General features: G+C 56.7%; 13 protein-coding genes. 6 read left to right on the forward strand and 7 right to left on the reverse strand.

The genetic code is table 11. The features are described 5' to 3' along the window. The first annotated feature begins 8 nt into the window (after positions 1-8). Positions 9-1,145: a class Ia ribonucleoside-diphosphate reductase subunit beta gene (gene nrdB, locus KUV52_RS13610; protein ID WP_222526466.1), complete on the forward strand. Its 1,137-nt coding sequence runs from the start codon at positions 9-11 to the stop codon at positions 1,143-1,145. Then, a complete protein-coding gene (gene yfaE, locus KUV52_RS13615) occupies positions 1,145-1,387 on the forward strand; it encodes a class I ribonucleotide reductase maintenance protein YfaE (RefSeq protein ID WP_222526467.1) in 243 nt (80 codons plus the stop codon). The genes nrdB and yfaE overlap by 1 nt, the downstream gene beginning before the upstream one ends. 50 nt (positions 1,388-1,437) lie before the next feature. Here yfaE and KUV52_RS13620 read toward each other — a convergent pair whose 3' ends face one another. Next, on the reverse strand, positions 1,438-1,908 hold the full coding sequence (locus KUV52_RS13620; RefSeq protein ID WP_222526468.1) for a VOC family protein: 471 nt from the start codon (positions 1,906-1,908) through the stop codon (positions 1,438-1,440). Between the two features lie 106 nt (positions 1,909-2,014). After that, a complete protein-coding gene (locus tag KUV52_RS13625; protein ID WP_222526469.1) occupies positions 2,015-4,039 on the reverse strand; it encodes an FAD-dependent oxidoreductase in 2,025 nt (674 codons plus the stop codon). A gap of 172 nt (positions 4,040-4,211) precedes the next feature. Here KUV52_RS13625 and sppA point away from each other — a divergent pair, with 172 nt between their 5' ends. Together sppA and ansA are read left to right on the forward strand one after the other, a co-directional pair. Beyond that, complete coding sequence (sppA, locus tag KUV52_RS13630) at positions 4,212-6,047, forward strand: signal peptide peptidase SppA (RefSeq protein WP_222526470.1); 1,836 nt, start codon at positions 4,212-4,214, stop codon at positions 6,045-6,047. 98 nt (positions 6,048-6,145) lie between these two features. Next, positions 6,146-7,156: an asparaginase gene (gene ansA, locus KUV52_RS13635; protein WP_222526471.1), complete on the forward strand. Its 1,011-nt coding sequence runs from the start codon at positions 6,146-6,148 to the stop codon at positions 7,154-7,156. A 50-nt stretch (positions 7,157-7,206) separates the two neighbouring features. On the opposite strand, the gene KUV52_RS13640 is transcribed toward ansA, so the two are convergent. From KUV52_RS13640 to KUV52_RS13655, 4 genes are all read right to left on the reverse strand, one after another. Beyond that, positions 7,207-7,479, reverse strand: a complete 273-nt coding sequence (locus KUV52_RS13640) for a YeaC family protein (RefSeq protein ID WP_222526472.1) — start codon at positions 7,477-7,479, stop codon at positions 7,207-7,209. Positions 7,480-7,481: 2 nt separating this feature from the next. Then, positions 7,482-7,805 (reverse strand): zinc ribbon domain-containing protein, encoded by a 324-nt coding sequence (locus KUV52_RS13645; RefSeq protein WP_222526473.1) that lies wholly within the window; start codon positions 7,803-7,805, stop codon positions 7,482-7,484. Positions 7,806-7,880: 75 nt separating this feature from the next. Continuing rightward, complete coding sequence (locus KUV52_RS13650; protein ID WP_222526474.1) at positions 7,881-8,366, reverse strand: TlpA family protein disulfide reductase; 486 nt, start codon at positions 8,364-8,366, stop codon at positions 7,881-7,883. A gap of 75 nt (positions 8,367-8,441) precedes the next feature. Beyond that, a complete protein-coding gene (locus KUV52_RS13655) occupies positions 8,442-9,866 on the reverse strand; it encodes a glyceraldehyde-3-phosphate dehydrogenase (protein ID WP_222526475.1) in 1,425 nt (474 codons plus the stop codon). Positions 9,867-10,083: 217 nt separating this feature from the next. Here KUV52_RS13655 and KUV52_RS13660 point away from each other — a divergent pair, with 217 nt between their 5' ends. Beyond that, positions 10,084-10,887, forward strand: a complete 804-nt coding sequence (locus KUV52_RS13660; RefSeq protein ID WP_222526476.1) for a DUF2989 domain-containing protein — start codon at positions 10,084-10,086, stop codon at positions 10,885-10,887. Positions 10,888-11,121: 234 nt separating this feature from the next. Further along, positions 11,122-12,129 carry a type I glyceraldehyde-3-phosphate dehydrogenase gene (gene gap, locus KUV52_RS13665; RefSeq protein ID WP_261389986.1) on the forward strand — a complete coding sequence of 336 codons (1,008 nt, stop codon included), beginning with the start codon at positions 11,122-11,124 and terminating at the stop codon, positions 12,127-12,129. A 42-nt stretch (positions 12,130-12,171) separates the two neighbouring features. On the opposite strand, the gene KUV52_RS13670 is transcribed toward gap, so the two are convergent. Then, on the reverse strand, positions 12,172-12,570 hold the full coding sequence (locus KUV52_RS13670) for a WYL domain-containing protein (protein WP_222526478.1): 399 nt from the start codon (positions 12,568-12,570) through the stop codon (positions 12,172-12,174). Positions 12,571-12,628 lie beyond the last annotated feature (58 nt).

Genomic DNA, 12,628 nt, shown 5'->3' on the forward strand with positions numbered 1-12,628 from the left:
GAGACCTCATGAGCCAACTGTATAGCACCTTCTCACGCATTCAGAACGACGCGCTCAAGGAGCCGATGTTCCTTGGCAATCCGGTGAATGTGGCCCGATACGATCAGCAGAAGCACCGTATTTTCGAAGACCTGATTGAGAAACAGCTCTCCTTCTTCTGGCGTCCGGAAGAGGTTGATGTCACTCAGGATCGCATCGACTACAACAAGCTGCCGGATCACGAGAAGCACATCTTCATCTCCAATCTGAAGTACCAGACCTTGCTGGACTCCATCCAGGGCCGCAGTCCCAACGTGGCGCTGCTGCCTCTGGTGTCCCTGCCGGAGTTGGAGACCTGGATTGAAACCTGGTCCTTCTACGAGACGATCCACAGTCGCTCCTACACCCACATCATCCGGAATATCGTGAGCGATCCCGGCGTGGTGTTCGACGACATCGTCGTGAACGAGCAGATCCAAAAGCGCGCTGGCGACATCTCGCAGTACTACGATGACCTGATCCACGCGACTCAGCTGTATCAGCAGTTCGGTGCCGGCACCCACGAGATCAATGGCAAGTCAGTAACGCTCTCTCTTCGTGATCTCAAGAAAAAGCTTTACCTGTGCCTGATGTCCGTCAACGTGCTGGAAGCCGTGCGTTTCTACGTCAGCTTCGCCTGCAGCTTTGCCTTTGCTGAGCGCAAGCTGATGGAGGGTAACGCCAAGATCATCCGCTTTATCGCCCGTGATGAGCAGCTTCACCTGGTGGGCACTCAACACATGATCAACCTGATGGCCGACGGTAAGGATGACCCTGAGATGGCGGAGATCGCCATCGAGTGCCACGCCGAATCCGTCGAAATCTTCCGTCGTGCGGCGGAGCAGGAGAAAGCGTGGGCGGCCTATCTATTCAAAGATGGCTCCATGCTGGGCTTGAACAAGCAGATTGTTGAGGATTACGTTGAGTTCATCACCAACGAGCGTATGTCCGCTATCGGCTTCACGCCCATCTTCGATAAGCGCAGTAACCCGCTGCCGTGGATGAGCACCTGGTTAGAGAGCGACACCGTGCAGGTGGCACCTCAAGAAGTGGAGGTCTCCTCCTATCTGACCAACCAGATCGACAACAACCTGGGTGCATCGGATCTGAAGGATTTCGAACTCTGATGGCTCGGATCACCCTGGCCTGTGGCCAGCAGTTGATCCATCAGGATGACCAGACCCCGCTGCTCCGTAGTCTTGAGCATCACGGTCATTACAGCGAGTGCCGCAGTGGCTATTGCGGCGCCTGTAAAACCAACCTGGCAAAAGGCAAGGTGCGTTACCTGACGACTCCAATGGCCTACCTGAAACCGGGCCAGATCCTGCCTTGCTGTTGCGTGCCCGATGGGGACATTGAGTTAGCCTGACTCAAACAAAACCGCGCCATCAGGCGCGGTTTTTTGTGCCCTGCCCCATTTCAGGTCTCTTTCCCTTTCAGAGAGGCATTGAAACGAGCCTGAATCTCCTGCTCGGACAGATCCTCCGTATGGGTCGCTATGGTCCAGATGTGCCCAAAGGGGTCCTGAAGGGTGCCGGAACGGTCACCGTAAAACTGATTCTCTACTGGTCGCAGCGGTTTTGCACCCGCGGTAACCGCTCGTTCAAACACCGCGTCCACGTTCGCGACATACAGACAGAGCGTTACCGGCGAGCCACCATAGTGGGCCGGTGCAAAACTGCCCATCTCTGCACTTTCACTCCCCAACATCAGCGCGCTGTCTCCAATGCTCATTTCGGCGTGGCCTACTGAGCCATCAGGCAGCAACATCTCCATGGTTGTCACCGCGCCAAACACCGTTTCGTAATAGGTCAGGGCGGCCCTGGCATCCTCTACCATCAGATAGGCATTAAGTTGAGAGCCCGTTGGAGAAAAGTGCACATCGCTCATATTCCGCTCCTGTTGCGCTAAGACACGACTATTCAGGTATGGCAGAGCCGCAGCCAAAGCACAAAAAAGCCCCGGATAGCCGGGGCTTTATCAAGCGGAACAGAGATTAAAGCGCGGCAGCCACCTCGGCAGCCTGGCGGATCGCCCGCTTGGCGTCCAACTCAGCAGCAACATCGGCGCCACCGACATAACGGTACGCCACGCCCGCTTCGGTCAGGGCGTCCCCCAGCGTGCGGTTGGACTCCTGCCCCGTGCACAGCACAACGGTGTCCACCTCCAGCAGTTTCTCCTCACCCTTATGGCGGATATGAAGGCCCGCATCATCCACCTTCAGATACTCCACGCCGGACCACATCTTCACACCACGATCTTTGAGCACCGCGCGATGGATCCACCCGGTTGTCTTACCCAACCCTTTTCCAGGTTTGGTCGATTTGCGCTGCATCAGGTGGATCTCTCTGGCGGATTCAAAGGCGGTGCTATCCCGCTCAGTCAATCCCCCATTGCTTTGGTACTTCGGATCGATGCCCCACTGTGCCAGCCAGGTGTTTGGATGCAGGGTGGCCGACTCGTGCGCTTCCGACAGGAATTCGCCCATATCAAAACCGATGCCGCCCGCCCCCATCAACGCCACACGCTGGCCAACCTCCCGCTCACCACGCAGGACCTGTTGATAGGTCACCACCTTCTCATGGTCGACACCCTCAAGGCCCGGGACACGGGGCGTCACACCGGTTGCGAGAATCACCTCGTCGAACGCTTTCAGCGCTTCCGGGTCCGCACGTTCGCCCAGCTTAACGGTTACGCCAAGCCGATTCAGACGCTGACTGAAGTAGGCCAGGGTTTCTTTAAACTCCTCTTTACCCGGGATCCGGGCTGCCAGATTAAACTGACCACCCAGCTGACTCTCCTGCTCAAAGAGCGTGACTTTATGTCCACGCTCAGCGGCATAACACGCGGACGCCATCCCGGCGGGACCGGCTCCCACCACTGCAACGGATTTGGCTTCCGCTACGGCTGGCAGCGTCAGTTCCGTTTCATAACAGGCGAAGGGGTTCACCAGACAGGTGGCGCGCTTCAACGAGAACGTATGGTCGAGACAGCCCTGGTTACAAGCGATACAGACATTGATGTCCTCTCGCTCACCGCGAGCAGATTTCTCAACGAAGTGCGCATCGGCCAGTAGAGGACGCGCCATCGACACCATGTCCGCCTGACCGCTGGCCAGAATCGTCTCCGCCACCTCCGGGGTGTTGATGCGGTTGGTGGCGACCAGAGGCACTTTCACCTCACTGCGCAGACGCTCAGTAATAAAGCTGAACGCGCCGCGCGGGACACTGGTGGCAATAGTCGGGATCCGGGCCTCGTGCCAACCAATCCCGGTATTGATGATGGTAACGCCCGCTTCCTCCAGCCACTTGGCCAGTTGCACCACCTCTTCCCAATCGTTGCCCCCTTCAACCAGATCGAGCATGGAAAGTCGGAAAATAATGATGAAATTGGATCCTACGGCCTCGCGCACTGCCCGAACCATCGCCAGGGGAAATCGAGCGCGGTTTTCCAAAGAGCCGCCGTACTGGTCAGTGCGCTCATTGGTGCGCCGGCAGAGGAACTGATTCAGCAGATACCCTTCAGAACCCATCAGTTCAACCCCGTCATAACCGGCTTTCTGAGCCAGTCTGGCGCATCTGGCGTAATCCTTGATGGTTCGCTTGATGCCGCTTTCACTCAGTGCTTTGGGCTTGAAGGGCGAGATGGGCGACTTCACCGGACTGGCGCTGACGCAGAAGGGGTGATAACCGTAACGTCCTGAATGCAGGATCTGAAGGCAGATTTTCCCCCCTGCCTGGTGCACCGCCTCGGTGACCCGACGGTGTTTGCCGACCTGCCAGGGAAAGCTCAATTGACTGGCGTGAGGCGAGAGGCGACCACGGAAATTGGGCGCGATACCGCCGGTAACGATAAGGCCCACACCGCCTCGGGCTCGTTCCGCATAGAAGGCCGCCAACTTGTCGAACCCACCCTTCTCCTCTTCCAGTCCCGTGTGCATGGAGCCCATCAGCACTCGGTTCTTGAGTTGAGTAAAGCCCAGATCCAGGGGCGCCAGCATATGGGGGTAGGAGTTGCTCATCCTTAAACACCTATTTCAAACATTTGTTTTAGACTATCTCGACGTGACCCCCATCACAAGCCGCCTCTACATCAACCCTCAATAAAGCCTTACAAAACAGCTGAAATTCCGCCTCCACCATTTCATTCGCATGAGATAGCATAGTGTTGAGATACTCTATGGAAGGCAACGCATGTCGACACAACCTTCATTGATTAAACGACTTTTCCGTTTTGTCGCCAGCTTTTTGAACACCACACGCAAGGTGATCGTCAATCTGGTGTTTTTCGCTGTACTGGCCATCGTCATCGTCGCCCTGAGCGGAGATGAGCTGGAGCCGGTTCCCGATGGTGGTGCCCTGGTACTGAGATTGGATGGGATCCTGGTTGAACAGAAACGTCCACTGGACCCTATGGAACTGATTACCGGCCAGGGCAATGATCGTCCCAAAGAGATCCTGATGTCGGATCTTCTGCTGGCGATCAACGAAGCGGCCAACGATGACCGTATCAGCGGCATCGTACTCAAACCCGGAAAGATGAGCGGAGGCCTGGCCAAGCTCGAAGAGGTAGGTCAGGCACTGGAGCAATTCAAGGAGTCAGGCAAACCGGTTATCGCTCAGGCTGGCTGGCTGGACCAGGGCAACTACTTCCTGGCCAGTTTCGCCGATGAGATTCAACTGAATCCCGGCGGCGTGGTCTCCATCGACGGCTTTGGCATGTACCGGGTCTACTACAAGGAGGCCCTGGAGAAGCTCAAGGTCAACACGCACCTATTCCGTGTGGGTAAATACAAGTCTTTTGCTGAGTCTTATACCCGCAATGACATGTCGGACGAGGCCAAAGAAGCCAATCAGGCGGTTCTGACTGACCTCTGGGGCAGCTATGTTGGCACCGTTGCCAGCAATCGCGATCTCGACGCTGCGCAGTTCTCCCCTACTCTGGCGACCCTCAATGCTAATCTGGAAGCCGTTGGCGGCGACATGGCCAAACTGGCCCTCACTCAAGGTCTGGTGGATGAACTGAAGACCGATATCGAGATGCGGGAAGAGTTGATTGAGCGCTTTGGCACCCAGCCTGATGACGAGCACGCCATTAAGGCGATCGGCCTGAGCGGCTATCTCGCACACGTTCGTCCGATGCTTGAAGCTCAGGGGGAAAACCAGATCGCCATCATCGTGGCGAAAGGCACCATCCTTAATGGCGACCAGCCCGCGGGCACCATTGGTGGCATCAGCACCTCCCGATTGCTTCGAGAAGCCCGGGAGGACGACAAGGTTAAAGCGGTTGTACTTCGTGTAGACAGCGGCGGCGGCAGCGCCTATGCGTCAGAACAGATCCGTCAGGAGGTTCTGGCCCTACAAGCAGCCGGTAAGCCCGTCGTTGCCTCCATGGGTTCTGTTGCCGCCTCCGGTGGATACTGGATCTCCGCCAATGCTGACCGCATTTTCGCTCAGCCGACTACCATCACCGGTTCCATCGGCATCATCGGTCTTATCACCACCTTTGAGGAGAGCGCTGCGGCATTGGGTATCCATGCAGATGGCGTCGGGACCACAGAGATGGCCGGACTGAGCGTCCTTCGTCCGCTGCCGGATGGCTTTAAGCATCTGGTTCAGCAGAGCCTCAACAAGGGTTACCAGGACTTCATTCAGCTGGTATCCACCGCTCGTAACCTGCCACTGGAGCAGGTCGATGAGATTGCCCAAGGACGGATCTGGAGCGGTAAAGCGGCACTGGAGAACGGTCTGGTGGATGAGATGGGCGAGTTGGACGACGCCATTGAGACTGCGGCCAACCTGGCCCAACTTGAGGCATACGACACCCGGGTGATCGGACCCAAGCTATCGCCTGAACAGGAGATGCTTCAGCAGTTCTTCGGAGCCGCTGGCACCTACCTGCCTGAGGTTGAGGTGCCGCAGTGGCAGCAGGTGCTGAATGCCCTGACCGCACCGCTTGAGGCTCAGCTAAAGCTGGATGACCCCAACCACCGCTACCTGCTGTGCCTGGAGTGTGCTCCGCTTAGCTAACTCATCGATAGCGTTATGAAAGCCCGGCCATGCCGGGCTTTCTTTTGCCCCCTTCGCCGCTATAATCGCGCCAACAGCACGACCAAAGAGTCCTGAACATGCAAAGAAAACGGATCTACGTCGCTTACACCGGCGGCACCATCGGTATGCAGCGAACCGAGAACGGCTTCGCCCCGGTGGCCGGCTTTCTCACCGAAAGCGTCAATGCCAACCCGGAGTTTCATCGTCCGGAGATGCCGGAGTTCGAGATCCACGAATACGACCAGTTGATCGACAGCTCCAACATGAGCCCCCATGACTGGCAGCAGATAGCGGACGACATTCAGGCCCACTACGACCAGTTTGACGGGTTTGTGATCCTCCACGGCACCGACACCATGGCGTTCACCGCCTCCGCTCTCTCCTTTATGCTGGAGGATCTGGAGAAACCGGTGATCGTCACAGGCTCACAAATCCCTCTGGCCCAGTTGCGCTCCGATGGTCAGCAGAACCTGCTGAACGCCCTCTACATCGCCGCCAACTACCCCATCGCCGAGGTGTGTCTGTTTTTCAACAACACCCTGTTGCGCGGAAATCGCAGCACTAAGGTGCATGCCGACGGTTTCGCGGCCTTTGACAGCCCCAACCTCAAGCCCTTGCTGGAAGCTGGCATTGAGATCCGCCTCGGTGACGCCGTACTGGCTAAGCCCAGCGGAAAAGCGCTCAACGTCCACAAGATCATTCCCCAACCCATCGGGGTGGTCACCCTCTATCCCGGCATCAGTACTGACGTCATTGCCAACCTGTTACGCCAGCCAGTGAAAGCACTGATCCTGCTCTCCTTCGGTGTCGGTAATGCACCGGAGCGGGAAGATCTGCTGTCGCTGCTCAAGGAAGCCTGTGAACGGGAGATACTGGTGGTCAACCTGACCCAGTGTCTGCAGGGCAAGGTGAATATGGCTGGCTACGCCACCGGCAATGCACTGTCCCGCTGCGGCGTTATCAGCGGCTTCGATATGACCACCGAGGCGGCCCTGGCAAAACTCCACTACCTGTTGTCTCAGGACCTCAGTTTTGAAGAGCGCCGTCGCCTGATGCAGACCCCCCTGCGTGGCGAGCTGAGTCACTGAGTGACCACGTTCAGCGGACAATAAAAAAGGCGCCTCAGGGCGCCTTTCTGTTACTCCGGTTTCAGTCGTGCTAAAGGCGCTTCCCGAAACTGTCTTTTTAATTCCGCCTTAGAGAGGTGGATGATGTTGCCGTCCGGCCCCACCGTCAGATGCTGGTCCTGATTACCGTGTTTGGCTTGCCAGGCAATCACCGCCTGCATCGCAGAATCACGCTGCTGTTCTGTCAACACTGTTCCATCGGGCCATTTGCCAGTCTCCACACCAGTCTGCAGTCTCTCAACCAGTTCCGGTGTCAAACTGTCTACCATCGCTTGCCAGTTCACGCTTATTTACTCCTTTTGGCGAGCAGGATCCGCACCCGGGTGACGAGATACGCGACAAAGCCCAGGCTCATCAAGCCGATTCCGACAGGCGCGCGCCAGCCATCTGCGGCTTCGCCGCCCCACCACCACAGGCCAAATCCGCCGACAAAGGCGAACAGGGCGAGGAAACTCTGGGTCATCAGGCTCTGATTGTGCTTGATCTGACGGATCCGGTTAGCCCGTTCCAGGGACTCGGGATCGTCGGTGCGTGCAAACTGACAATGGGGACAAAAAGGGGCTTTGTCTGAGATCCGTTTGGCACATGCCGGGCAATGTATCAACGCCATTGGGCACTCCCTGTTGATGTCTGAGCGCCCACTATAGGGCGCATGGCAGCTTCAGTAAAGCGTGCGGAGGGTCACTTAAACCCCGTACCATGCGAGGTAGGCACGCAACGCCCAGCCGGGCATATAACCCACCCGACGGGCCACCACCCTGCCCTCACCGTCCACTATCACATAGGCCGGGAAAGCGGGTACCCCAAAATTCTCTGCCAGTTGATTATTTCCCAGCCAGATGGGGCCGATGTCCGGATGGCCTTCGAGGAAATCCGCCATCTCCTGGCGGCTTTGGTATGCGAGCGCCACCAGATGGACCTCCCTGCCGGATTCACGCAGGGCATCAACACTGTCGATGGTCAGATCGCAGATGGCACACCAGGGAGCAAAGAGATACAGCAATTGGGCACGCCCGGATTCCGGCAGGATCTGATGCCCCCCTTGCCAACCCGCCACTTCTGACTGAGGTGCCAGTTCGCCAACGGGTGTCATGGCCAGGCCTCTGAGCCATCCACCGCCCCAAAGCGCTAAAGACAACACCAGAACCCAAATAACCCCTTGCTTCAGCATGTTTCGCTACTCCGTAAAAAAGAAAAATCCAGCCCCGTTACCGAGGCTGGATTGGCGATGCGGTTAACGCGGGTCTTACGGTAATACGAGACCGGTTACGCCCAGCATCTTTTTCATCACGCCGATCACCTGGTTGCTGTAACCAAACTCGTTGTCATACCAGACGTACAGTACAGCGCGGTCGCCATCGACGATGGTGGCCTGGGAATCAACGATACCGGCGAAACGGGAACCAACCAGATCGCTGGAAACGATCTCGGTGGATTCGGTGTAATCCACCTGGTTCTGCAGGTCGGAGTACAGCGCGGTCCAGCGCAGGTACTCGTTCATCTCTTCACAGGTGGTTTCGCTGCCCAGGTTCAGGTTCATGATCGCCATGGACACGTTGGGGGTCGGAACGCGGATGGCGTTACCAGTCAGCTTGCCTTTCAGCTCAGGCAGTGCCTTAGCTACGGCCTTGGCGGCACCGGTAGAGGTGATCACCATGTTCAGCGGAGCGCTGCGGCCGCGGCGGTCTGCTTTGTGGTAGTTGTCGATCAGGTTCTGGTCGTTGGTGTAGGAGTGTACCGTCTCTACGTGACCATTCTTGATGCCAAACTTATCGTTTACGGCTTTCAGAACCGGGGTAATGGCGTTGGTGGTACAGGACGCTGCGGACATGATGGTGTCCTCGTCCAGAATGTCCGCATCGTTTACGCCATATACGATGTTCTTGATGCCGCCGCTGGCCGGGGCAGTCAACAGTACCTTGGCGGCGCCTTTGGCTTTCAGGTGCAGACCCAGTCCCTCTTCATCCTTCCAGATGCCGGTGTTATCCACTACCAGAGCGTTGTCGATACCATATTGGGTGTAGTCGACCTGGTCAGGGCTGTTGGCGTAGATCACCTGGATGTAGGTGCCGTTGGCGATCAGCGCATTGTTCTCGTTATCCACTTCGATGGAACCGTTAAACGGACCATGGATGGAGTCACGACGCAGCAGGCTGGCACGCTTCTCCAGATCACCGTCACGGCCACCACGTACCACGATGGCACGCAGGCGCAGGGTGTTGGAAACACCGGTACGCTCAATCATCAAGCGAGCCAGCAGACGACCGATACGGCCAAAGCCGTACAGTACAACGTCACGAGGCTCCAGCTCTTTACCCAGCGCACCTGAGAGTTGGTCTGCCATGTAGGCGTCAATCTCGGACGCGTCATTGTGGTTGCGCCAGTAGTTCACAGCCAGCTTACCGATATCCACACGGCAATGCTTTACGTCCAGGCGGCTCAGCGCCTCAACGAAGGGGAAGGAATCGCGCAGACGCAGCTTTTCACCTTCATACTTGGACACCAGGCGATGGGCTTTGGTGATGTCGATGGTAGAAGCGTTCAACAATGGGCGGCCGTAGATTTGTACTTCAACCCCTTGGTTGCGGTACAGCTTGCCGAGCAGAGGCTGCATCGCCTCGGCCAGTTCGAAACGCTCTTGCCAGCTTTGAAGGTGTTTGTCTGCGGTCATGTACAGAGTCCTATGAAGATGTTCCTTTGGGGAAACAATAGAGCACGCTGAAAATTATTATTCATTATGCTTTCCGCCGCCTACCTTGGCGGCCCGGGAAAGCGCGGCTATTCTACAGAAAACTGTCGCGCGATTTCCAGCGCACCCCAGAGTCCAACCTGTTGCTAAATAACAGAATTTTTCGCCAAGGAGTGGCAATTGTGGTAATTCTCCGATCATGAAAACCCTTCCCCTGATGGCCGTTATGTCGGTCACATTGCTTTCCGGTTGCGACCGGGCCCCCAATGCTCGTGACATCTGCAACGACACACCAGCCCTGTGCACGGACCTCAATACCTCGGGTTGGTGCCGACACAATCGCGCCGCCGTCATTCACGCCCGTTACCAGTTTCAGTCCACCGCTGACGATGCCCACCGCTTTAATGAGATTGTGGAGTTGGAACAGTATGTGGAGTGCATGAGTAACATCGCCCAGATGGTAAGCCGTACCCCCGGCAAGTCCATTGAGCAGGAGCGAAGCCTTTTCTATCTGAAGGGGTTGGAATCACTGGAGAGCCTGCAAAAAGCCACCAGCAAGGCATCCCATCCGGGGTTAAGTCTCTATCATTGGACGCGTTTTAACGACACCGACGCGTTAGAGCGATTTCTCTCCGCGGAGTCAAAAGACCAGATCGAGGGGCTCCTTCTTAAGCGATTAACCGGCATCTACTTCACTAAGTCGAACCCAGAAAAAGCGAAGCGTTATCTGCTCGATGTCGTGGAAGCCAATCCCCAGGCGGCTCGCCTGGATCAGGAACTGTTAACCCAGCTGGGCTTTGTCATGAATGAGCTCGGAGAGCATCAGGCCGCGTTTCTTTTCACCTACCTTGGTCAACGCAATAACAACCTGGCGAGCCCCACAGCGCTGGCCCAGCACCTCGGTTTACCGACCCAACAGACCGAAGCGTTGGTTCAACGGGCCGACGAAATGGCCAATGCCATGAGAGACGGGGAACCCATCCGGGAGAGGTTCAATCTGTAAGGGAATTTCATCAAAAATCGCCTTCAACCGGCGATTTTTTTGTCTGTCCCGGCAGTGTTCGAAAGGGTTGTCTAACCTGAATCCAAACAGCGTCGCTCTGCACCGGGGCAAAGGTCGCTGGTTGCGGTGCGGGCACATCGTTTAATTACCAACATTTTGACCAAAAACACTTGACCGACCGCGACAATATTGTAATTTTACTACATATCGACAAGGCATTACGGAATGAACGCTATGATCAAAGTCGCTATTAACGGTTACGGTCGGATTGGTCGCAATGTGGTCCGGGCACTGTACGAAAGCGAAAAGCAGTACCCCATTAAGATCGTCGCCATCAACGACCTCGGCGATGCCGCCATCAACGCCCACCTCACCAAATATGACACTGTCCATGGCCGCTTCAATGCCAAAGTCGAACACGACGACAGTGCCATCACCATCAACGGTGATCGAATCCAAACCTTCTCTGAGCGTGACCCGAGCAAGCTGCCCTGGGCCGACCTGGGTGTCGACGTGGTATTCGAGTGCACCGGTATCTTCACCACCAAAGCCACCGCTTCCGCACACATTGAAGCGGGCGCCAAGAAGGTGATCATCTCCGCGCCTGGCAAAGAGGTGGACGCCACTGTGGTATACGGCGTTAACCAGGACATCATCACCTCTGACATGACGGTGATCTCCAACGCCTCCTGCACCACCAACTGTCTGGCGCCGTTTGCCAAGCCTCTGCATGATGCCCTGGGCGTTGAGTCCGGCTTGATGACCACCATCCACGCCTACACCAACGATCAACGTCTGTCCGACGTTTATCACTCCGACCTGCGTCGTGCCCGTGCCGCCGCAATGAATATGATCCCGACCAAAACCGGCGCCGCAGCCGCCGTTGGCCTGGTGATCCCGGAATTGGCCGGCAAACTGGACGGTGGCGCCGTTCGTGTCCCGACTGTGAATGTTTCTTTGGTTGACCTCTCCTTTATCGCCAGCCGCGATACCACTGTGGAAGAGGTTAACGCCATCGTAGAGAAAGCCGCCAGTGAAGGGGTTCTCTCTGAAGTTTTGGCGGTAAACCACGAGCCCCTGGTTTCCATCGACTTCAACCACTGCCCGATGTCTTCCACTTTCGACGCAACTCAGACCCGAGTAAGCGGCCGACTGGTTAAGGTCATGGCGTGGTATGACAACGAGTGGGGCTTCTCCAACCGCATGCTCGACAATGCGGTCGTACTGATGAACGCCAAGTAAGGGTTCTCAGGAACAAAAACGCCGGCGATTGCCGGCGTTTTTTTATGCGTTAATCAGGCCCCAGGCAAGCAGGCCACCCAGCAGCATCCACACCAACGGCAACCCCATGGTAGCCCCCTTTGGTTGAGGCGCAGCGTTCGGCTGCCCGGCAAGCTGAATCAACTCAGCCAACTGCTCAGAAACCCGGGCTGATGGGTACTCCATACCACTGCCGACGTGATGCAGCGGAGATTGGAAGCGGTCCAGGCGAAAGGTTCTGCGACTTCCACGCAGTACGCACACTCCCTCCAGATATTGACGTCCCTCTTCCGTCACAAAAAAACGGCATAGCCGGACATCCCTTTTGGAGATCTGCCCATCCCGGTCCGCATAATCGAAACGGCATCGGATCACCGGCAGGTTAATGCTGCACAGTTCCCGGACGGCGGTGGTGGATTCCATCCCCATACTCCTCGGTATCAATCGTTTGAAAACCATAAAAAAACGCTCGCCAAAAGGC

Origin of the sequence: Ferrimonas balearica (assembly GCF_019802055.1) — a bacterium.
GTDB lineage: Bacteria > Pseudomonadota > Gammaproteobacteria > Enterobacterales > Shewanellaceae > Ferrimonas > Ferrimonas balearica_A.